The sequence below is a fragment of the Micromonospora sp. WMMD1219 genome (assembly GCF_049315215.1).
GTDB lineage: Bacteria > Actinomycetota > Actinomycetes > Mycobacteriales > Micromonosporaceae > Micromonospora > Micromonospora tulbaghiae.
Map to the genome: position 1 here is coordinate 4,937,129 of NZ_CP186057.1, position 20,245 is coordinate 4,957,373.

The 20,245-nt window shown below is 74.9% G+C and carries 18 protein-coding genes; 14 read left to right on the forward strand and 4 right to left on the reverse strand.

Going from position 1 to position 20,245, the window contains the following annotated elements; all coding sequences use genetic code 11:
• Positions 1-2: 2 nt before the first annotated feature.
• Complete coding sequence (locus tag ACN27C_RS22980) at positions 3-1,391, reverse strand: serine/threonine-protein kinase (protein WP_422748061.1); 1,389 nt, start codon at positions 1,389-1,391, stop codon at positions 3-5.
• 500 nt (positions 1,392-1,891) lie between these two features.
• On the opposite strand from ACN27C_RS22980, the gene ACN27C_RS22985 reads away from it, so the two are divergent.
• The 8 genes from ACN27C_RS22985 to ACN27C_RS23020 all read left to right on the forward strand — a co-directional run bounded on the left by ACN27C_RS22985 (position 1,892) and on the right by ACN27C_RS23020 (position 8,866).
• Complete coding sequence (locus tag ACN27C_RS22985) at positions 1,892-2,527, forward strand: RNA polymerase sigma factor (protein WP_013476621.1); 636 nt, start codon at positions 1,892-1,894, stop codon at positions 2,525-2,527.
• A gap of 19 nt (positions 2,528-2,546) precedes the next feature.
• The gene (locus ACN27C_RS22990) at positions 2,547-3,275 is read left to right on the forward strand and encodes a hypothetical protein (RefSeq protein WP_422748064.1); all 729 of its coding nucleotides are present in this window, start codon (positions 2,547-2,549) and stop codon (positions 3,273-3,275) included.
• Positions 3,276-3,430: 155 nt separating this feature from the next.
• The gene (gene egtA, locus ACN27C_RS22995) at positions 3,431-4,666 is read left to right on the forward strand and encodes an ergothioneine biosynthesis glutamate--cysteine ligase EgtA (protein WP_422748066.1); all 1,236 of its coding nucleotides are present in this window, start codon (positions 3,431-3,433) and stop codon (positions 4,664-4,666) included.
• The gene (gene egtB / locus ACN27C_RS23000; RefSeq protein ID WP_364804964.1) at positions 4,663-5,970 is read left to right on the forward strand and encodes an ergothioneine biosynthesis protein EgtB; all 1,308 of its coding nucleotides are present in this window, start codon (positions 4,663-4,665) and stop codon (positions 5,968-5,970) included. The genes egtA and egtB overlap by 4 nt, the downstream gene beginning before the upstream one ends.
• 9 nt (positions 5,971-5,979) lie before the next feature.
• Positions 5,980-6,729: an ergothioneine biosynthesis protein EgtC gene (gene egtC, locus ACN27C_RS23005; RefSeq protein WP_120569699.1), complete on the forward strand. Its 750-nt coding sequence runs from the start codon at positions 5,980-5,982 to the stop codon at positions 6,727-6,729.
• 32 nt (positions 6,730-6,761) lie between these two features.
• Entirely contained in the window at positions 6,762-7,727 is a 966-nt protein-coding gene (gene egtD / locus ACN27C_RS23010; RefSeq protein WP_120569700.1) for an L-histidine N(alpha)-methyltransferase, read from the forward strand.
• 228 nt (positions 7,728-7,955) lie between these two features.
• Positions 7,956-8,543 (forward strand): TMEM165/GDT1 family protein, encoded by a 588-nt coding sequence (locus tag ACN27C_RS23015; protein WP_120569701.1) that lies wholly within the window; start codon positions 7,956-7,958, stop codon positions 8,541-8,543.
• Between the two features lie 119 nt (positions 8,544-8,662).
• Positions 8,663-8,866 (forward strand): hypothetical protein, encoded by a 204-nt coding sequence (locus ACN27C_RS23020; RefSeq protein ID WP_091418011.1) that lies wholly within the window; start codon positions 8,663-8,665, stop codon positions 8,864-8,866.
• 61 nt (positions 8,867-8,927) lie between these two features.
• On the opposite strand, the gene nhaA is transcribed toward ACN27C_RS23020, so the two are convergent.
• Both nhaA and ACN27C_RS23030 read right to left on the reverse strand, forming a co-directional pair.
• Entirely contained in the window at positions 8,928-10,229 is a 1,302-nt protein-coding gene (gene nhaA / locus ACN27C_RS23025) for a Na+/H+ antiporter NhaA (RefSeq protein ID WP_120569702.1), read from the reverse strand.
• A 159-nt stretch (positions 10,230-10,388) separates the two neighbouring features.
• Positions 10,389-12,236, reverse strand: a complete 1,848-nt coding sequence (locus tag ACN27C_RS23030; RefSeq protein WP_120569703.1) for a nucleoside-diphosphate sugar epimerase/dehydratase — start codon at positions 12,234-12,236, stop codon at positions 10,389-10,391.
• Between the two features lie 185 nt (positions 12,237-12,421).
• On the opposite strand from ACN27C_RS23030, the gene ACN27C_RS23035 reads away from it, so the two are divergent.
• Positions 12,422-13,870 (forward strand): polysaccharide biosynthesis tyrosine autokinase, encoded by a 1,449-nt coding sequence (locus ACN27C_RS23035; RefSeq protein WP_422748072.1) that lies wholly within the window; start codon positions 12,422-12,424, stop codon positions 13,868-13,870.
• On the opposite strand, the gene ACN27C_RS23040 is transcribed toward ACN27C_RS23035, so the two are convergent.
• Positions 13,851-14,432, reverse strand: coding sequence for a low molecular weight phosphatase family protein (locus ACN27C_RS23040; protein ID WP_422748074.1), 582 nt, complete (start codon positions 14,430-14,432; stop codon positions 13,851-13,853). The genes ACN27C_RS23035 and ACN27C_RS23040 overlap by 20 nt on opposite strands.
• Positions 14,433-14,555: 123 nt before the next feature.
• On the opposite strand from ACN27C_RS23040, the gene ACN27C_RS23045 reads away from it, so the two are divergent.
• From ACN27C_RS23045 to ACN27C_RS23065, 5 genes are all read left to right on the forward strand, one after another.
• Positions 14,556-15,797 (forward strand): glycosyltransferase family 4 protein, encoded by a 1,242-nt coding sequence (locus ACN27C_RS23045; protein ID WP_422748076.1) that lies wholly within the window; start codon positions 14,556-14,558, stop codon positions 15,795-15,797.
• 102 nt (positions 15,798-15,899) lie between these two features.
• On the forward strand, positions 15,900-17,684 hold the full coding sequence (locus ACN27C_RS23050) for a DUF4012 domain-containing protein (RefSeq protein ID WP_422748079.1): 1,785 nt from the start codon (positions 15,900-15,902) through the stop codon (positions 17,682-17,684).
• Positions 17,685-17,697: 13 nt separating this feature from the next.
• Entirely contained in the window at positions 17,698-18,318 is a 621-nt protein-coding gene (locus ACN27C_RS23055; RefSeq protein ID WP_091418035.1) for a hypothetical protein, read from the forward strand.
• Between the two features lie 98 nt (positions 18,319-18,416).
• Complete coding sequence (locus ACN27C_RS23060) at positions 18,417-18,833, forward strand: protein-tyrosine phosphatase family protein (protein WP_091418039.1); 417 nt, start codon at positions 18,417-18,419, stop codon at positions 18,831-18,833.
• Between the two features lie 101 nt (positions 18,834-18,934).
• The gene (locus ACN27C_RS23065; protein WP_422748083.1) at positions 18,935-20,212 is read left to right on the forward strand and encodes a D-alanyl-D-alanine carboxypeptidase family protein; all 1,278 of its coding nucleotides are present in this window, start codon (positions 18,935-18,937) and stop codon (positions 20,210-20,212) included.
• Positions 20,213-20,245: the final 33 nt, after the last annotated feature.

Here is a 20,245-nt window from a genome sequence, read left to right on the forward strand (position 1 = left end):
GGTCAGGGCTGGGTGACCGGCTGCCCGCCGGTGTCCCCGCCGCCGGTGCCGGTGCCGGTGCCGGGGTCGGCGGTGGTCGGGTCGGGCGCCGGCGGCGTGGTGGGCGCCGTCGTCGTCGGCGCGCTGGACGGCGTGCTGCTCGGCTCGTCCGTCGGGGCCGGCTCGTCGGTCACGCTCGGCTGCGCCGACGGGGTCGGGGAGGAGCTCGGCGTCACCGAGGGCGTGGCCGACGGCCTGTCGCCGGGACCGACCGGTCGGTAGGTGTAGTCGTCGTCCGCCGACGGCTCGTCGACGACCGGCTCGGCGGCCTGCTCGCTCGGCGCCACCGCCGGTGCGGTCTTGTCGATCTTCGTGGCCGGTTCGGCGGTGTCGTTCGCGGCCGCCACCAGAGCGCCCAGCGCCCCCATCGCCACCAGCACCGCGCCCAGCGCCCCGACGAGCGTGCCGCGCCGGCTCCGCCGCCGCGACGTCGCCACCGCGGCGCCCGGGCGGACCGCCGGCTGGTCGTCCCGCGACCGCGCCGGACCCGCCGCGCCGCGCAGCGCCACCGTCGCCGTCGGCGAGTCGGTACGCGCGGCCCGCGCCGCGTCGGCCATCGCCGCCGCGCTCGGGTAGCGGTCGGCCGGATCCTTCGCCAGCGCCCGCGACACCAGCTCCCGCACCGACGCCGGGATCTCCGCCGGCAGCTCCGGCGGCTCGTCGTCGAGATGGCGTACGGCCACCTGGAGCGGGTTGTCGCCGGTGAACGGCGGGCTACCGGTGAGGCAGCAGTACGCGACGGCGCCGAGCGCGTACACGTCGGTGGCACCCGAGACGGGCCGGCCGGCGGCCTGCTCCGGCGCCATGTAGAGGGCGGTGCCGGGCACCGCGTTCGTGCTGGTGATGCTCGTGACGTTGGTCGAGCGGGCCACGCCGAAGTCGACCAGGACCACGGTGCCGTCGTCCTGCACGAGCAGGTTGCTCGGCTTCACGTCCCGGTGGACGATGCCCCGGCCGTGCGCCGCGTGCAGCGCCTGCGCCACCTGGGCCACGATCGACATGGTCTCGGCGACCTCGAGCTGCCCGGCGGTTTCGATCCGCCGCGACAGCGGCTCACCGGCGACGAACTCCATCACCAGGTAGTCGGCCCGGCCGCCGCCGGGCAGGTCGTCCTCGCCGCAGTCGAAGACCTGGACCACGCCGGGGTGGCGCAGGGAGGCCATGATCCGGGCCTCGGAACGGAACCGGGCGATGAAGTCGGGGTCGGACACCAGGGCGGGAAGCAGCACCTTCACCGCGACCGGGCGACCGAGGACCAGGTCGGTGGCACGCCAGACGTCGCCCATGCCGCCGGTGGCGACACGGTCATCCAGGCGGTACCGACCGCTGAGTACGACGTCTGAGGACAGCACCCCCATACCGTACCCACTGCGGGCGCGAAGTATTTCCCGCGATATCCGCGGCCGGTTCGGTGGGCCGTCCGGCCGGGTGTGCGGCAGCCGGGACGCCGATCGGCTGATCGTGATCGACCCGGTACGATCGGCCAGGAAGTCACGCGCCCCCGCGTTCCCGGTCCGCCGTGCCGGCGGTGATCCGTCCGGGGGAGCGTCGCGGCCGCCCTGAGTGTTACCCCGACACGCCGGTGCCAGGGGTAGACATTTCTCTCTGTTTTTCCGGCCTCCGACGGCTTGCCGACGCAGTTCGCCGGGCCCCGTGTCGGCCCGACTCCCGGCCGCTCCCGGACGCCGGTACGGTATGTCCCGCCGACGCCCGATGCCGCGCGGCAGTGTCCAAGGCGCACCGCACCCTCGTGCGCGTGCCTGATCAGCTCACCGGGGGGCCGAGTGCGGATGGCGGTGTGGTCACCGACGCCCGTCGACGTCCGGCGCCGGGCCGTCACGGGACGGCGAGCGTGACGGCCGAGCTGAACGAGGCGGTCGCCGGGGCGCAGGCGGGCGACGAGGAGGCGTTCCGGTTCCTCTACCGCAGCCTGCAACCCGCGCTGCTGCGCTACCTGACCGCGCTCGTCGGCGCCGACGCCGAGGACGTGGCCTCGGAGGCGTGGCTCCAGATCTCGCGTGACCTGCCGTCGTTCACCGGCGGCGAGTTCCGCGCCTGGGTGGTCACGATCGCCCGTAACCGGGCCATGGACCATCTGCGCCGGCAGCGGCGGCGTCCCTCCGTGCCGGTGCCCGTGCAGGCGCTCAACGACCTGGCCGCCGACGTCGACACCGCCGACCGGGCGGGTGAGGCAATCGCCACCGAGAGCGCGCTGGCGCTGATCCGTACGCTGCCGCCGGCCGAGGCCGAGGCGGTGATGCTGCGGGCCGTCATCGGCCTGGACGCGGAGACCGCCGGGCGGGTGCTGGGCCGGCGGGCCGGCGCGGTGCGTACCGCCGCACACCGGGGCCTGCGCCGGCTGGCCGCGATGCTGGAGCGTTCGGCGGCGCAGGCCGCGCCGGACGACACCCGGGACGCCGTCGCGCCGCGTCCCCGTACCGACCGCCAGGTGCCGCACGCGCCCGAGGCCGAGCCGGCGGAGGGCTGACGTGAGGGGAGACGACGGCATGTACGCTCGCCGGTCCGGCGGGCCCGCCGACCGGGCGGAGTCCGACCGCCTGCTCGACGCCGCGCGCGCCGGCACGCCGCCGGGGGCCGACGCCGACCCGCTGAGCCGGCTGCTGTCCGCCGCCGCCGGACCGGCGGCCCCCGGCGAGGTCGCCGGGGAGGAGCGGGCGCTCGCCGCCTTCCGGGCGGCCCGCGCCGGGACCGAACCGGCGCCGGTGGCCGCGCCGCGCCCGCGCCGGCGCCTGCGGATCGCCGCCGCGCTGTCCGGGCTGGCCGCCACGGCGGTCGCCGGGGTGGCGTTCGCCGCCGTACGCCTGGACCGCAACCCCGAGCCGGTGCTCCCGCCCGCGACGACAGCCGGACCCACCGGCCCCGCCGTCACCGGGCCGTCGCGGCCGGCGCCGAGCACCCCCGCCGGCGACGCGTCCGCAGCGGCGTCGCCACCGGCGCCGACGCCGGTGCCCTCCGGGACGCCGAGCGCCAAGGCCCGGCCGTCCGCACCCCCGGCCGGCGGGGCGAGCATGGCCGGCCACTGCCGTGCCTACCTGACCAAGTCGGAGCGGCAGCGGGAGAAGGCGCTCACCACGCCGGGCTTCGCCGACCTGGTGGCCGCCGCGGGCGGCCCTGAGCAGGTGGAGAGCTACTGCCGGAACCTGGTCGGCGCTCCGGCGGACGACCCGCACGACGACCCGGAGCCCGAGCGCCCAGGCCCGCGGACGGACGACTGACCGCCACCGCGCAATCAGATTCCGGACAAAAATTCATCTCTCCGGGCAAGCGGAACTCGTCTGCTAGACAGAGGATGGTGGGGCGGCGTCCCGTGCCGTCCCGGCCGGGCGCGTCGCGACGACGTCGTCGCCCATCGCCGAGGAGGAGCCGTCCCATGGTGATGTCGCCGGATCTGGACCGGGCAGTCGTCCTGGGAGACGAGGAGACAGCCCGGGGCCACCTGGCCCGGATCTGCTTCAAGACCGGGCCACCCGCACTCGTCGGCGTCGAACTGGAATGGACCGTGCACGACGCCGCGGACCCGGCCCGGCCGGTCGACCGCGAGCGACTACGCGAGGCGCTGGGGCGGCACAGCCCCGTGACCCTCGACCCCACCAGCCCGGCCGACGAGCTCCGGCGCGGCGGCGCCGTGACCGTGGAGCCCGGCGGGCAGGTGGAGATCTCCGCGACACCGCGATCGTCGGTCGCCGCGCTCATCCTGGCCACCGAGGCCGACGTCGCCGAGCTGCGGGCCCGCCTGGACGCCGCCGGCCTGGTGCTCGGCCGCAGCGGCATCGACCCGTGGCGCCTTCCCCGGCCGGTCGTGGAGACCCCGCGCTACCGGGCCATGCGATGCGCCTTCGACCGCCGCGGCCCGGCGGGACGGGCGATGATGTACAGCACCGCCGGCCTCCAGGTCTGCCTGGACGCGGGCGAGCCGGACCATCTGGCGCAGAGGTGGGCCACCGCACACGCCGTCGGCCCGCCGCTGCTCGCCGCCTTCGCCACCGCCGACCGGCACGCGGGGCGCCGTACCGGCTGGGCCTCCGCCCGGATGGCCACCTGGCTGGCCATCGACCCGGCCCGCACCCGTCCGGTCTGGTCGCCCGAGCGCGCCGGCGAGGACCCGGTGGCGGCCTGGACCGGGTACGCGCTCGCCGCGCCGCTGCTCTGCGTCCGCGGCGACGGCCCGGACTGGACCGCGCCGCCCGGTGTCACGTTCGCCGACTGGCTGGCCGGGGCGCTGCCCCGCCCGCCCACCACCGACGACCTGGACTACCACCTCAGCACGCTGTTCCCGCCGGTACGCCCGCGCGGCTACCTCGAACTGCGCTACCTGGACACCCAGCCCGGCCCGGAGTGGACGGTGCCGCTGGCGGTGCTGGCGGCGATCTTCGCCGACCCGGCCACCACCCGGGACGCGCTGGCGGCTGCCGCGCCGGTCGCCGACCGGTGGCGCGCGGCGGCCCGGTGCGGGCTGGCCGAGCGCCCGCTGGCGACCGCCGCGGCGGCGCTGTTCGACCTGGCCCTGACGGCCCTGCCCCGGCTCGGCCTGCCGGCCGGCATCCACGACGAGACCCGGCGAGCGATCCGGCGGCACCGCGCCGCCGCGGAGAGGGGACACCGGTGACCACCACCGAGCGACTACGCGACCGGATCGCCGCGGAACTGGAGCGCACCCGGGCCCGTACCGCGCTGCTGACCGACGCGGTGGACGACGACGACCTGGTCCGGCAGCACTCCACGCTGATGTCTCCGCTGGTCTGGGACCTGGCGCACGTCGGCAACCAGGAGGAGCTGTGGCTGGTCCGCGACGTCGGCGGCCGTGACCCGGTGCGCCACGACATCGACGACCTCTACGACGCGTTCAAGCAGCCGCGCAAGGACCGGCCGGCGCTGCCGCTGCTGCCGCCGGCCGAGGCCCGCGCGTACGTGCGTACGGTGCGGGACAAGGTGTTCGACCTGCTCGACGGCATCCGCTTCACCGAGCGTCCCCTGGTCGCCGACGGGTTCGCGTTCGGCATGATCGTGCAGCACGAGCAGCAGCACGACGAGACCATGCTCGCCACCCACCAGCTGCGCGCGGGCGCCCCGGTGCTGGACGCGCCGCCCCCGCCGGAGCCCCGCGCCCGGGCCGGTGGGGAGGTACGGGTGCCGGCCGGGCCGTTCACCATGGGCACCTCCACCGACCCGTGGGCGCTGGACAACGAGCGCCCGGCCCACACCGTCGACCTTCCGGCGTACCTCATCGACGCCGCCCCGGTGACGAACGGGCAGTACCGGGCGTTCATCGCCGACGGCGGGTACGACGAGCCGCGCTGGTGGAGCGAGGCGGGCTGGCGGCACCGCGTCGAGGCGGACCTGAGCGCGCCGATGCACTGGCGGCGCGACGGGGACGGCTGGGCGTACCGCCGGTTCGGCCGCTGGTCGCCGGTACGCGACGACGAGCCGGTGGTGCACGTCTGCTGGTACGAGGCGCAGGCGTACGCGGCGTGGGCCGGCAAGCGCCTGCCCACCGAGGCGGAGTGGGAGAAGGCGGCCCGCTGGGATCCGGCGACCGGCCGGTCCCGGCGCTACCCGTGGGGTGACGAGGACCCCACCACCGAGCACGCCAACCTGGGGCAGCGGCACCTGTGGCCGGCGCCGGTGGGCGCGTACCCGGCCGGCGCCTCGCCGCTGGGTGTGCACCAGCTCGTCGGCGACGTGTGGGAGTGGACCTCCTCGCCGTTCCGGGGCCACCCGGGCTTCACCGCGTTCCCGTACCGGGAGTACTCGGAGGTCTTCTTCGGCGACGACCACCGGGTGCTGCGGGGCGGCTCGTTCGGCACCGACCGGTCCGCCTGCCGGGGCACGTTCCGCAACTGGGACTACCCGATCCGGCGGCAGATCTTCAGCGGGTTCCGCTGCGCCCGTGACGCCGGCCCGGAGGAGTGAGCCGGCCCGATGTGCCGTCACCTCGCGTACCTCGGTCCACCTGTGCTCCTGGGCAGCCTGCTGTTCGACCCGCCGTACGGGCTGCTGCGCCAGTCGTGGGCGCCGCGTGACATGCGCGGCGGCGGCACCATCAACGCCGACGGCTTCGGCGTCGCCTGGTACCCCGACGACGACGGCGACCCGGTCCGCTACCGGCGGGCCCAGCCGATGTGGAGCGACACGACGCTGCCGGAGCTGGCCGCCGTGACGCGGGTGCGGGCGGTGCTGGCCGCGGTCCGCTCCGCCACGGTCGGCATGCCGCTGCACGAGACCGCCGCGGCGCCCTTCGCCGAGGGGCGGTGGCTGTTCAGCCACAACGGCGTGGTGCGGGGCTGGCCGGACAGCCTGGTCCCGCTCGCCGCCGGCCTGCCCGTCCGCGACCTGATCACGCTCGACGTGCCGACCGACTCGGCGCTGCTGTGGGCGCTGGTCCGGCACCGGCTGCGGGCCGGCGCGCCGCCGGACGAGGCGGTGGCGGACACCGTCGCGGCGGTCGCCGCCGCCGCTCCCGGGTCGCGGCTGAACCTGCTGCTCACCGACGGTACGACGGTGGTGGCGAGCACGGCCGGGCACGCGCTGTCGGTGCGCCGCGGCCCGGACTCGGTGCTGCTGGCGTCCGAACCGTTCGACGACGACCCGGCCTGGCGGGCCGTGCCGGACGGCCGGCTCGTGGTGGCGACCACGGGCGGGCTCGACGTGCGGGAGACGAGCGCCGCCTGACGTTCCGTACCCACCGCAAGAGAGGACACTCGATGAGCGCGGAGCCGCTGGAGATCCACCTGGAGCAGCAGGACCTCGACCGTGGGTTGCGGGAGGACGTACGGGTCGGGCTGGCCGCGACGCCGAAGTGGCTGCCGCCGAAGTGGTTCTACGACGCCCGGGGCAGCGAGCTGTTCGAGGAGATCACCCGCCTGCCGGAGTACTACCCGACCCGGGCCGAGCGGGCGGTGCTGGCCGCGCACGCCGACGACGTGGCCACCATGACCGGCGCGAAGACGCTGATCGAGCTGGGCTCGGGCTCGTCGGAGAAGACCCGGCTGCTGCTCGACGCGTTCACCCGCCACGGTGACCTGGGCACGTTCGTGCCGCTGGACGTCTCGGTGAGCGCGTTGCGGTCGTCCACCGAGCAGATCGCCGCCGCGTACCCGGGGCTGCGGGTGCGGGGGATCGTCGGCGACTTCACCCGCCACCTGGACCGGTTGCCCACCGGCGGCCGGCGTCTGGTGGCGTTCCTCGGCGGCACGATCGGCAACCTGCTGCCGGTGGAGCGGGCCGAGTTCCTCACCGCGATGCGCGCGGCGCTGGAGACCGGCGACTGGCTGCTGGTCGGCACCGACCTGGTCAAGGATCCGGGCGTGATCGTGCCCGCGTACGACGACGCGGCGGGCGTGACCGCCGAGTTCAACCGCAACGTGCTCCGGGTGATCAACCGCGAGCTGGGCGCGGACTTCGACGTCGACGCGTTCCGGCACGTGGCGGTCTGGGATCCGCGGCGGGAGTGGATCGAGATGCGGTTGCGCGCCGAGCACCCGACCCGGGTGCGGGTCCTGGACACCGACGTGGTGTTCGCCGCCGGTGAGGAGCTGCGGACCGAGGTGTCGGCCAAGTTCCGGCCGGAGGGCATCGCGGCCGAGCTGACCGCCGCCGGGTTCGACCGGCGGGCGTTCTGGACCGACCCGGACGGGCTGTTCGGGGTGAGCCTGGCGCGGGCCGACTGAGCGCCGCCGTGGCCCCGCCCACACCCGGTGACCGGGCCCGCCGGTGATCGGCTAGGCTGGGCGGCGCGAAGGGGAGTAGCCCCCAATGTCGTGGTCGACACACTGGTGCGTTCCGCATCCGGCCACGCGGCCCCGGTCTCCGGGGCGGGCGAGACCTTCGACTCAGGCTGTCGCAGCCGGGTCGAGGGCGCCCCCGTTCCTCCTCCCGGCTTGATCGGGAAGGTTCACATGGAGGGTTTCCTCGTCGCGCTGGTGGTCAGCTTCGGCGTCATCTTCGTCGCCGAGCTGGGCGACAAGTCCCAGCTCATGGCACTGACGTTCGCCACGCGGTTCAAGCCGGTGCCGGTGCTCATCGGCATCACGATCGCCACCGCCGTCGTCCACCTGGCCTCGGTGGCCATCGGGTACGGCCTGAACGCCGCCCTGCCCACCGACTGGATCTCGCTGATCGCCGGTCTGGCGTTCCTCGGCTTCGGCGCGTGGACGCTGCGCGGTGACAGGCTGACCGAGGAGGAGAAGCGCAAGGCCGAGCGCGGCGGCCGGTCCGCGGTCATCGCCGTGGGTGTGGCGTTCTTCCTGGCCGAGCTGGGCGACAAGACCATGCTCGCCACCATCACGCTGGCCACCAAGTACGGCTGGTTCGGCACCTGGCTCGGGTCGACGCTCGGCATGGTGGCCGCGGACGCGCTGGCGATCCTGGTGGGCCGGATGCTCGGCCGGCACCTGCCGGAGCGGACCATCCGCTACGGCGCGGCGGTGCTGTTCGCCGTCTGCGGCCTCTGGTTGATCTTCGAGGCGGTCTCCGAGCTGACCTGAGCCGACCCGCGGCTGCGCCCGATGATCGGAGACCGCTTCGGTGGGTAAGTAGCCGGGTGAGCGCCGTGGCGGTGACCGCCCGGCGGAGGACGAATCGGCACGACCGGGAGGTTCCGCCCATGAGCAGGCACGACGAGCCCAACGAGTACGGCTTCGCCGGGGGCGCCACCGCGCCGGAGCCGCCGCCGGGCGGGCGCGAGGACGAGCAGGACCGCGCCGAGCAGGTGGCCGTGCCCGGCGACGACCTCACCGGCCCGGCCGCCGAGGCGCTCGAGGAACCGGAGCGCAAGCGCGAGCCGCGCCCGGCCGAGCGCCGGAGCTGAGGCGCAACCGCGTGGCAGGAGCGGCGGGTGTGACCGGCTGGTCGCACCCGCCGCGCCGGCTTCAGGCCGGGCCCTCCTGGTAGACGTCCGGGATGCCGTCACCGTCGGCGTCCCGGCTCTCCCGTTCGCTGATCCGCCGGTAGACCCGGTTGCGGCGGACCAGCACCACCGAGGCGAGCAGGGCGGAGATCAACGAGCCGAGCAGCACGGCCACCTTGACGCCGTCCTCCTCCGGGCTGCCGGCGCCGAACGCCAGCTCGCCGATGAGCAGCGACACGGTGAAGCCGATGCCGGCCAGCAGCGCCAGCCCGAGCAGGTCGGCCCAGGTGATCTCCTCGTCCAGTTCGGCCCGGGTGAACCGGGCGAGCAGGTACGTCGACCCGAACACGCCGATCACCTTGCCGAGCACCAGCCCGGCGGCCACCGCGATCACCACCGGGTTGGTCAGCACGCCGCCCACGTCCACGCCGACCAGCGTCACCCCGGCGGCGAAGAAGGCGAAGACCGGCACGGCCAAGCCGGCGGAGACGGGCCGCCAGCGGTGCTCCAGCCGCTCGGCCAGGCCGGGCGCGCCGTCGCGGCCGCGCAGCACCGGCACCGTGAAACCGAGCAGCACGCCCGCCACGGTGGCGTGCACGCCGGAGGCGTGCACCAGCGTCCAGGCGACCACCGCCAGCGGGATCAGCGCCCACCACCAGGTCCGCCGGCGCTGCACGAGCAGCCCGAACGCGGCGATCGGCAGCAGCGCGCCGAGCAGCGGCAGCGGCTGGAAGTCGGCGGTGTAGAACACCGCGATGATGGTGATCGCGAACAGGTCGTCGACCACCGCGAGGGTGAGCAGGAACGCGCGCAGCCCCTGCGGCAGGTGGGAGCTGACCACGGCGAGCACGGCGAGCGCGAAGGCGATGTCGGTGGCGGTGGGGATGGCCCATCCGCGCAGGCCGGCGCCGCCGGCGCCGAGCGTCACCGCCAGGTAGATCAACGCGGGCGCGATCATGCCGCCGAGCGCGGCGATCACGGGCAGCGCGGCCCGCCGGGGGTCGCGCAGGTCACCGGCCACGAACTCGCGCTTGAGTTCCAGCCCGACCACGAAGAAGAAGATCGCCAGCAGCCCGTCGGCGGCCCAGGTGCGCAGGTCCAGGTCCAGGTGCAGGCCGGCGCCGCCGGGCCAGGGCACCCAGTGGCTCAGTTCGGCGTACGCGGCGCGCCACGGCGAGTTCGCCCAGATCAGGGCGAGCACCGCACCGAGCAGCAGCAGGCCGCCGCCGACCGTCTCGGTGCGCAGCACGTCGGCCAGGAAGCGGGCCTCCGGCCAGGAGCGGCGGGACAGCAGGCGGGACCGGTGCGGGGTGTGCTGGGGCATGCGGGGTCCGTTCGGAAGCTGGGGTCGGCGGAACAATCGCCGACCAGGCTTCCCGGCACACCGGAACCAACCCTAACGGGTGCCGCCACCGGCGGCGAGCCGAGCCGGCCGATGGGACGCCCGTCTCACCACCTGGGTGGGGCGTCCCATCGGCCGGCGTCAGCGTTGTCCGGGCAGCGCCGGCAGGGACACCCCGGCCGGGTCGCAGAACGCGGCCATCCGCTTGATCAGCTCGTCCGGGTCGGCGTACGGGTCGAGCCCGCGGATCTCGTCCGGGTCCAGCTCGGGCACCGGGACGTGGGAGATCAGTGGGTGCAGCGGCCGGCTGTCCACCTCGTCGGCGCCGAACAGGTGCTCGTGCAGCTTCTCGCCCGGGCGCAGACCGGTGAAGACGATCTCCACCGGGCGGTCCGCCTCGGCGGCCAGCCGGCGTGCCACGTCGGCGATCCGGACCGGCTCGCCCATGTCGAGAACCAGCGCCTCGCCGCCCCGGCCGATCGTCGCGGCCTGGAGCACGAGGTGCACCGCCTCCTGCACGGTCATGAAGTACCGCGTCACGTCGGGGTGGGTGACGGTGATCGGCACCCCGGCCCGGATCTGCGCCTGGAACGCGGTGAGCACCGAGCCGCGGCTGCTGAGCACGTTGCCGAACCGGACGCTCAGGTACCGGCCGTTGAGCCGCTGCGCCTGGTACGCGGTGAGCCGCTCGGTGATCCGCTTGGAGTAGCCGAGGACGCTCGCCGGGTTGGCCGCCTTGTCGGTGGAGATGTTCACGAACTCGGCGACGTCCCGGCACGCCTCCAGCACGTTCAGCGTACCCAGGACGTTGGTCTTGATCGCCTCGCCCGGGTGGCGCTGGAGCAGCGTGAGGTGCTTGAGCGCCGCGGCGTGGAACACCACGTCGGGCTGCCGGTCGGCGATCACCCGGGCGATGCCCTCGGCGTCGCGGATGTCGGCCAGGATCAGCTCCGGCCCGTCCAGCAGCGCGCGCCCGTACAGGGACATCTGCAGGGCGTGCAGCGCGGACTCGTCCCGGTCGAGCATCATCAGCTCGTCCGGCTCGCAGCGGGCGATCTGGCGGCACAGTTCCGAGCCGATCGAGCCACCCGCGCCGGTGACGAGCACCCGGCGTCCGGCCAGCCCGCCGCGCTCGACGCTCAGCTCGGCCACCCGGTGCGCGCGGCCCAGCAGATCGGTGAGCTGGAGGTCGCGGACGTCGGTGGCGGCCACCGGACGGTCGAGCACCTCGCGTACCGGCGGCAGGACCTTGAACGCCGCCCCGGCCTCCAGCGTGCGGGTGCGCACGTCGCGCAGCAGCTGCGGGTCGGAGCCGCTCATCGAGAAGATGACAGTGCTCGCCCGGGTGGCCCGGACGGCGGCGGCGATCTGCTCCCGGCCGCCGAGCACGCGCAGCCGCTCCAGCCGCAGGCCGCGGCTGTCGGGCGCGTCGTCGAGCAGGCCCACCGGCCGGTAGCTGCTGTCCGGGTCGTGCAGCAGCACCCGGACGAGCCGCTCGCTCGCGGCGTCCACGCCGTAGATCAGGCAGCGCTCGGCGTGCCGGGCGGCGGGCGGCCGGCGGTCGGCGTGGGCCCGCCAGAGTCCCCGGGCGGCCGCCATCACCACGAGCGCCACCGCACCGCCGACCAGCGGCGTGCTGGCCGGGACCGGGTGCTGCGTCCACGGCAGGACGGCGACGAAGCCGACCGCGGTGACGAGCGCGACGGTGACGGCCAGGCCCTGCGCGTCGCCGGCGCTGCCGATCGGATACCGGCCGTAGAGCCGGGACCGCAGCAGCGTGAGCGCGGCGTACAGCGCGGCGCAGGCCAGTGCCAGGCCGAGCGTACGGGCGCTGGCGGCGGCGGTGAGGTCGAACTCGTACCGCGTCCAGGCCGCGCCGAGAAAACCTCCGCACCACGCGGCCGTGTCCAGCGTTAACAGGGAAAGGGTGGCGGCGCGGTGGGTGATCCGGCCGGGGGGTCGAACGGCTGTGATCGCGTCACGATCCATGGGCTGCCCTCTGTGTCCTATCCGTATTGAAAGGATTAGACCGTCTGTGCCTGTTCGGTCGTTTACTGTCGTCCAGTCACGTAACGTCGTGAATAGGCGATTCGATCCTGGCACGGCGACTGGGGTTTTTAGGGGGCTTTCGTGCAGTTTCATCGGCAGACCGGCGTGTCGCGAGGGGGAGCGTGATGGACGTTCTCGGCTACCTGCGCCTGGTCCGACGCCACTGGTGGATCGTGCTGGTGACGGTGATGCTCGGCCTGGGCACCGCCGCGCTGGTGACGGTCCGGACGGCGCCTCGGTACGAGGCCTCGGTGACGTTCTTCGTCACCACGCCCAGCCAGGGGGTCACCGACGCCTACCAGGGCAGCCTCTTCCTCCAGCAGCGGGTGAAGTCCTACGGTGACCTGCTCACCAGCGACCGGCTGGCGCAGAGCGTGGTGGCCGACGCGCCGCTCGGCCTCACCGCCGACCAGGTGCGCAGCCGGATCCACACCACCGCCACGACCGGCACGGTGCTGCTCAAGGCGACGATCACCGACACCGACCAGACCCGGGCGCTGAAGACCACCGAGATGCTCGCGACCAAGTTCACCGAGCTGGTACGCAAGGTCGAGACGCCACCGGACGGCAAGGCCCCGCCCATCAAGATCGAGGTGGTCAGCGGTCCCCGGGTCACCTCCAACCCGGTCTCGCCGCAGCCCACCCGCAACCTGGTCCTGGGCGGTCTGCTCGGCCTGCTCGCCGGCGTCGGCCTGGCCGTGCTGCGCGGGGTGGCCGACGTCCGGATGCGCGACGGCGCCGGGCTGCAACGGGTCACCGGCAGTCCGCTGCTCGGCGAGATCCCGTACGAGACCGGCGCGCGGTCGGCGCCGCTGATCGTCGGCGACGCGGCCACCTCGGCCCGGGCCGAGGCGGTCCGCAAGCTGCGCACCAACCTGCGCTTCGTGGACGTGCACGAGCCGGCCCGGGTCATCGCGGTCACCAGCGCGCTGCAGGGCGAGGGCAAGACCACGATGGCCTGCAACACCGCCATCGCGCTGGCCGAGGCGGGCTGGCGGGTGCTGCTGATCGACGCCGACCTGCGCCGCCCCAAGGTCGCCGACTACCTCGGGCTCGACGGCGGCGTCGGCCTCACCGACGTGCTCGTCGGTGACGTCCAGGTCGGTGACGTGGTGCAGCGCTGGGGCGAGAAGTCCCTGCTGGTGCTGCCCAGCGGCGCCACCCCGCCCAACCCGAGCGAGCTGCTCGGCTCCAAGTCCATGGCGGACCTGCTGGTCGCGCTGCGGGACTCGGCCGACATCGTGGTCATCGACACCGCGCCGCTGCTGGCGGTCACCGACGGAGTGGTGGTGGCCGTGCAGGCCGACGGCGCGCTCCTGGTCACCCAGCAGGGGCGTACCTCCCGCAGCCAGGTCGCGGCGGCGGCGCACGCGCTCAGCTCGGTCTCGGTACGCCTGCTCGGCTGCGTGCTCAACATGGCCAAGGTGGCCAAGTCGGACGCCTACCAGTACGAGGCGTACAAGGTGGTCGTGCCGCCCGCGGCGCCGTCCGTGCCGGCCGACCGGGCCGGCTCCCGGCGGGGCGCGAAGGCCGTGGGCGACCGGACGCAGGAACTCACCCGGCTGTCGCGATGAGCGCGAGCACGGGCCGGATCGACCGTTCGATCTCCCCGGCGCAGCGCCGGAAGTCGGCCGGCGAGCCGCCGATCGGGTCGCGCAGGTCCTCCGCGTCGGGGGCGGCGGGTTGCAGCCGCCCCCGGGCGCGGACCGCGGCCGACACCGCCGCCCGCAACGGCGTGCCCGCGTCCGCCTCCGCCTCGGCGGGGCGGGCCTCGGCCGCCAGCCGGGCGAACTGCCGCAACGTGAACGTCCGGGTCAGCGCGGCCGGCGCCAGCGCGGTGCAGGCCGAGCGTTGCCGGCGGGTCGCGGTCAGCACCAGCGCCGCCCCGGTCAGGTGCTCCGGGCGCAGCCGGCGGGTCCGGAAGGCGGCCGGGTCCGCGCCGGTGGCCGCTGTCACCTCGACCGCGTACGGGTGCATCGCGGCCCCGTCGATCGCGTCGGTCCCCGCGCTGGCCACCGCCAGCGGAAGGCCGGCCAGCATCCGGCGGGCGATGAACTCCGCCATCGGTGACCGGCACATGTTCGCGTGGCAGACGAAGAGCACCTCGTCGACCATCTGCACCCCTCTCGTCGGCACGGTCGCGACGGAGGGTGCCGCGACGGCGTTCTTCCGGCGGTCGCGGCCGGACGCAGAGGGGATGCGGGAATCGTACGCGGTGCGGCGCCCGGCCGTCCGGAAAGCCGCGCCGGGAGCGCGGCCATGAGGGTCGGCATCCTCACCTACCACTTCCCGCCGGAGCCGGCGTTCGTCCCGGGCAGCCTGGCCGAGGAGCTGGTGGCCCGGGGCCACGAGGTACGGGTGCTCACCGGTTTCCCGGACTACCCGGGCGGCCACGTCTATCCCGGCTGGCGGCAGCGCTGGCGGCACCAGACGCACAGCGAGCGGCTGACCGTGCGCCGGGTGCCCCGGTACGCCGCGGGCGACGATTCCGCCCGTGCCCGCACCACGAGCTGGCTGTCCTTCGCCGGCAGTGCCGCGCTCGCCGGCCGGGGACTGCTGCGCGACGTGGACGTGCTCTACGTCTACGGCCACCCGGCGGTCACGTTCGCCGCCACCGGGCTGCTGCGGCTGCTCGGCCGTACCCCCACCGTGCTGCACGTGCAGGACGTGTGGACCGGGCGGGACGGGCGCGCCGAGCGGGACGGCGGGCGGCCGGCGCGGCTGGAGGCCGCGACCCGTCGCCTCTACCGGGAGGCGGCGGTGGTGGCGGTCGGCTCGCCGTCCATGGCGGATCTGGTCCGTGCCGGCGGGGCCGACCCGGGCCGGGTGCGCACGGCGCCGAACTGGACCGACGAGCGCATCTTCCGCCCCACCCAGGCCGGCCCGGCGGTGCGGCGGCTGGTCCGCCGGGACGACCGCTGCGTGGTGATGCACGCCGGCACGATCGGCGCCCGGCAGGATCTGGAGACGGCGGTCCGCGCGGCGGCGGCGCTCGGCGACCGGATGGACCTGGTGCTCGTGGGATCGGGCCCGCAGGAGCGGCAGGTCCGGGGGCTCGCCGCCGACCTCGGCGCGGACAACGTCCGGTTCCTGGAACGACGGTCCGCCGTGGACATGCCGCAGCTCTACGCCGCCGCCGACTACCAGCTCGTGGCCCAGCGCGACCTGCCGGAGCTGCGTGGCCGGGTGCCCGACAAGCTCCAGGCCGCGCTGTCCTGCGCCGCGCCGGTGGTCGCCTCCGCGGCGGGGGAGACGGCGGAGGTGGTGGAGCGGGCCCGCGCCGGTCTGTCCTGCCCGCCGGAGGACTGGGCGGCGCTGGCCGACCGCTTCTGGCTGGCCGCCGCCATCCCGCCGGCCGCCCGGATCGACATGGGCCGGCGGGGCCGCGACGCGTACCTGCGGGACATGTCGATGCGGGCCGGTGTGGACCGGATCGAGGCGCTGCTGCACGAGGCGGCCGAGCGTACGCCGAACCGAACAAAACTCGCACACAGCGGCTAATTCATCAGAGTGTCGAATAACGCCTCGAACAGGCGCTTTCCTGTGCTAAAAAGCACTCGATCGCGAATTGTGTCCGATTCGACCGACTGGTAGGGGGAATCCGTGACCGGACCTGGTGCCACGCCCGTCCGGCGGCGTCGCTCGCGTCGGCGCCGGCGCGCCCGGGTCCGCCGGATCCTGCTGACCGGGCTGGTCGTCGTATCGGTGCTGCTCAGCGCCGGCGGCTGGGTGGCGTTCCGGGGCTGGCAGGCCCGCGCCCACCTGGTCAACGCCGCCGGACTGGCCCGGGAGCTCAGCGCCCAGGTGCTCGACGGCGACGTGGCCCGGGCCCAGCGCACGCTCGCCGCGCTGCAGGAGCAGGCCGCCGCCGCGCGCGGCGAGACCGGGGATCCGGTGTGGTGGGTGGGCCAGCAGACCCCGTACGCGGGGGACAACCTGGCCGCGGTACGGCAGATCTCGGTGGCGGTGGACGACCTGGCCCGGCTCGCGTTCCCCACGCTGCTGCGCGTCGACCTCGCCTCGCTGGTGCCGAAGCAGGGCAAGCTGGACCTGGCTCGTCTGCGCGCCGTCTCGGCCGAGGTCTCCGCCGCCGACCAGGCGGTGCGCACGACCGCCGACCGGCTGCGGAAGGTGCCCACCGGCGACCTCGTGACGCAGGTACGCGACGCGGTCACCGCGCTGCGCGCGGAGCTGGACCAGCTCGGCGAGCTGACCTCCGCCGCTGATCGTGGCGCGCGGCTGCTGCCGCCACTTCTCGGCGCGGACGGACCGCGCAGCTATCTGCTGGTCTCGCAGAACCCGGCCGAGCTGCGCGCCACCGGCGGCATGTTCGGCGCGTACGCCGTCCTGCGCGCCGAGGGTGGACGGATCCGCCTCGTGAAGCAGGGCAGTTCGTCCGACCTGCGGTTCTTCGACCCGCCACTCAAGATCGACGCGGAGGCGAAGCGGCTCTGGGGCGATCTGCCGGGCATCTATCCGGCGGACGTGAACCTCAATCCGGACTTCCCGGCCGCCGCCGCGCTCTACCGGGACATGGTGCGTCGCCGGACCGGCACCACTGTGGACGGGGTGCTGGCTGTGGACCCGGTGGTCCTGTCGTACCTGCTCGGGGTCGTGGGTCCGGTGAACGTGCCGGACGGGCCGTCGCTGGGCGCCGCCACCGCCGTCCGCACGCTCCTCAGTGACTCGTACCGGGACCTGGACACGAAGGACCAGGACGAGTACTTCACCAAGGCGGCCTCGGGGGTCTTCGACACCCTGTTCACCAAGACGGTAGACCCACGCGCACTTTTGACCGTTTTTACCCGTTCAATCAATGAACGTCGGATATTGTTCTGGAGTGTCCGATCTGAGGAGCAACGCGCACTGGCCGGCAGCCGGCTGGCCGGTCAGCTTCCGGAGAAGGACACCGTGCCGACCGTCGGCGTGTTCCTCAACGACGGCAGCGGCGCGAAGCTCGGCTACTACCTCAGGTTCTCGGCCACCGTGACGGTCGGCGAATGCCACCCGGACGGACGCCGCGAGCTGCGGCTGAAGGTCACGGTGCACTCCACCGCCCCGAAGTCGGGCCTGAGCAAGTCGGTCACCGGACTGGCTCTGGCCGGCGACAAGTACACCGCACGCACCTTCGTCTCCGTGCACACGCCCACCGGCGGCGCCGTCCTCACCGGCCGGCTGGACGGACGGGACGCCGCGATGGGCAGCGGCACCGACGGCCGCCGTCAGGTGGCGGTCGCGAAGGTCGAGGCCCGCCCGGGACAGACCCGGACGCTCGACGTCACGGTGCTCACCGGCAAGACCGGCGCCGGGACGGCCGAGCTGGTGCACACGCCCACCGTCACCCCATGGACCACCCAAGTAGTCAACGCACCAAGCTGTGAACAGTAGGAGGGAATCCATCATGCGGCTATCCCGCATCATCATGGCGCTCACGGTGGGCCTGGCCGTAGCGGCCGTGCCGACCGCGGCCGGGGCGGCGCAGCCGCAGCCCCCGGTCTACCCGCCCGAGGTCGCGTCGCTGACCGTCTCACCGACCACCATCCGGCTCGGCGAGACGTTCACCCTGCGGGGCTCGAACTTCGCGCCGAACGAGACGGTGCGGATCGACGTGGCGATCTCGGGTCTGCCCGCGGCCGCCCCGGCCGAGGGGACCGCGCGGCGCAGCGACGGCAGCACGGTGGCGATGGCGCCGGTCGCCTACACGCCCAACCGCGCCCAGCCACAGCCCGCGCCGACCACGTTCACCGTGACGGCCGACGCCAACGGCAACTTCACCGTCACCTACCGGCCGACCCGGCCGGGCCGGTACACGTTCACCGCCACCGGCCTGACGTCCGGGCGGATCGCGAGCGCCACCGGCACCGTCCTGCCGCCGCGGCCGACCAAGTCGCCGCACCACGGCGGTCTGCCGGTGACCGGTGACAGCATCGGCACGCCGCTGAAGCTCGGTGGGGGCCTCGCCGCCGCCGGTGCGGTGCTGCTGCTGGCCTCCATGGCCTGGCGCCGCCGTCGCCTCGGCTGATCCGGGGCGCGCCGGGGACGACCCGGCTCGATCGTGAGTGCCCGCCGGACCTCGTCCGGCGGGCATTCACGTGTCCGGGCGACACGACACAATGAGCCATGGACGCGACACCGTGGACCGATCAGGCCGGCCTGCTCACGCTGCCCGGGGGCGCCACCGTCCGCGGGCGCAAGGTCGCCGCGCCCGCCTCGCCCGCCGACTTCGCGCTGCTGCTGGCGCCCGGTCCCGAGCCGGAGTGGCCGGCCCGGCGGGTCCGCTGGCCCGACTTCTGGATCCCGTCCGACCGCGCCGACGCCCTGGACGCGCTGCGGGAGGCGCGGCGGCGCGCGTACGCGGGGGAGCGGGTCGAGGTGGCCTGTCACGGCGGCGTCGGACGCACCGGCACCGCGCTGGCCGCGCTCGCCGTGCTGGACGGGCTGCCGCCCGCGCGGGCGGTGGCCTGGGTCCGGTCCCACTATCACCGGCGCGCGGTGGAGACACCGTGGCAGCGGTGGTGGCTGCGCGGCGTGCGCTGACACCCGCGCCGGTCACCGAACGGGACGGCCCGATCGGCACGGCGTCACGACACCGGTGAGCCGTCCGGACCTGATCATCGGGCTCGGTAGGGTGCCTTCTCATGAGAGCCCGGGTCCTGGCCGCCGCCACCGCCGTCACCCTGCTCGCGGCCGGGGCACCCGCCCCGGCCGCCGCCGTCCCGGCCACCACACCCGCCGCCCCCGCCGCGCCCGCGACCGCGCCCTGCCCGCGCCTGCCCGCGCCGAAGGTCAGCCGGCCGCCCCGCCCGACGCCGCCGGCCACGACACCCGAACAGGCGGCGGTGGGCGGCGAGGCGCTGGCCGGCACCGGGCTGGTCAGGCCACCCGGCAGCCCCGCGCCCCCGGCGGTCACCGCCACCACCTGGCTGGTGGCGGACCTGGACACCGGCGCGGTCCTCGGCGCGTGCGGCCCACACGTCCCCGGCACCCCGGCCAGCACCCAGAAACTGCTGCTGGCCGCCACCATGCTGAGCCGGCTGGACCCCCAGCAGGTCGCCGTCGCCACCCGCGCCGACCTGGACATCGAGCCGGGCAGCTCGGCGGTCGGCCTGCTCGTCGGCGGCCGCTACAGCGTGGCGACGCTGTGGCTGGGCCTGCTGCTCCAGTCCGGCAACGACGCCGCGAACATGCTGGCCCGCCTCGGCGCCGGCAGCGCACAGGCCGGCGTCGCCGAGATGAACGAGCAGGCCCGCCGGCTCGGCGCCGGGCAGACGCACGCGGTCACACCGTCCGGCCTGGACGGTCCCGGCCAATTCACCAGCGCGTACGACCTGGCGCTCATCGCGCGGGCCTGCTTCGCCGACGCCGCGTTCCGCCGATACGCGCTCACCGAGCGCACGCAGATCCCGGCCCAGCCCGCGCTGAAGAAGGGCGGGTTCCAGATCCAGAACGAGAACCAGCTCATCTACCGCTATCCCGGCGCGCTCGGCGGCAAGACCGGCTTCACCGAGCTGGCCCGGCACAGCTACGTCGGTGCCGCGCAGCGGGACGGACGCCGTCTCGTGGTGACGCTGCTCGGCGCCGAGGCCCGCCCGGTACGCGGCTGGCAGCAGGGCGCCCAGCTGCTCGACTGGGGCTTCCGGCTGCCCCGGGACGCCTCGGTCGGCCGGCTGGTCGAGCCGGGTGAGCGGGACGCCGAGGCGGCGCAGCCCCGGCAGGCGGCGGCCGCCGAGCCCACCCGTACCGCCTCCCCGCCGTGGCGGGGACCGGCCGGGACGGCGCTGCAACGCATCGGCGACGGGGACTGGCGGGTGATCGTGCCGGTCGCCGGCCTGCTGGCGCTCACCGTGGGCGGGGTGGCGACGGTGCTCGCCGCCCGCCGGGGCCGCGCCCGCAGGCGGGGACGCCGCCGCGCCTGAGCGGGCGGCACTCTACCGCGCGGTCCCGGCGCC

Excerpts from the sequence above, each read along its gene's own strand:
- ACN27C_RS22990 (WP_422748064.1), top strand. The coding sequence starts at position 2,547 with ATGTACGCTCGCCGGTCCGGCGGGCCCGCCGACCGGGCGGAGTCCGAC.
- egtA (WP_422748066.1), top strand. The coding sequence starts at position 3,431 with ATGGTGATGTCGCCGGATCTGGACCGGGCAGTCGTCCTGGGAGACGAG.
- egtC (WP_120569699.1), top strand. The coding sequence starts at position 5,980 with ATGTGCCGTCACCTCGCGTACCTCGGTCCACCTGTGCTCCTGGGCAGC.
- egtD (WP_120569700.1), top strand. The coding sequence starts at position 6,762 with ATGAGCGCGGAGCCGCTGGAGATCCACCTGGAGCAGCAGGACCTCGAC.
- ACN27C_RS23015 (WP_120569701.1), top strand. The coding sequence starts at position 7,956 with ATGGAGGGTTTCCTCGTCGCGCTGGTGGTCAGCTTCGGCGTCATCTTC.
- ACN27C_RS23020 (WP_091418011.1), top strand. The coding sequence starts at position 8,663 with ATGAGCAGGCACGACGAGCCCAACGAGTACGGCTTCGCCGGGGGCGCC.
- nhaA (WP_120569702.1), bottom strand. The coding sequence starts at position 10,229 with ATGCCCCAGCACACCCCGCACCGGTCCCGCCTGCTGTCCCGCCGCTCC.
- ACN27C_RS23030 (WP_120569703.1), bottom strand. The coding sequence starts at position 12,236 with ATGGATCGTGACGCGATCACAGCCGTTCGACCCCCCGGCCGGATCACC.
- ACN27C_RS23035 (WP_422748072.1), top strand. The coding sequence starts at position 12,422 with ATGGACGTTCTCGGCTACCTGCGCCTGGTCCGACGCCACTGGTGGATC.
- ACN27C_RS23045 (WP_422748076.1), top strand. The coding sequence starts at position 14,556 with ATGAGGGTCGGCATCCTCACCTACCACTTCCCGCCGGAGCCGGCGTTC.
- ACN27C_RS23055 (WP_091418035.1), top strand. The coding sequence starts at position 17,698 with ATGCGGCTATCCCGCATCATCATGGCGCTCACGGTGGGCCTGGCCGTA.
- ACN27C_RS23060 (WP_091418039.1), top strand. The coding sequence starts at position 18,417 with ATGGACGCGACACCGTGGACCGATCAGGCCGGCCTGCTCACGCTGCCC.
- ACN27C_RS23065 (WP_422748083.1), top strand. The coding sequence starts at position 18,935 with ATGAGAGCCCGGGTCCTGGCCGCCGCCACCGCCGTCACCCTGCTCGCG.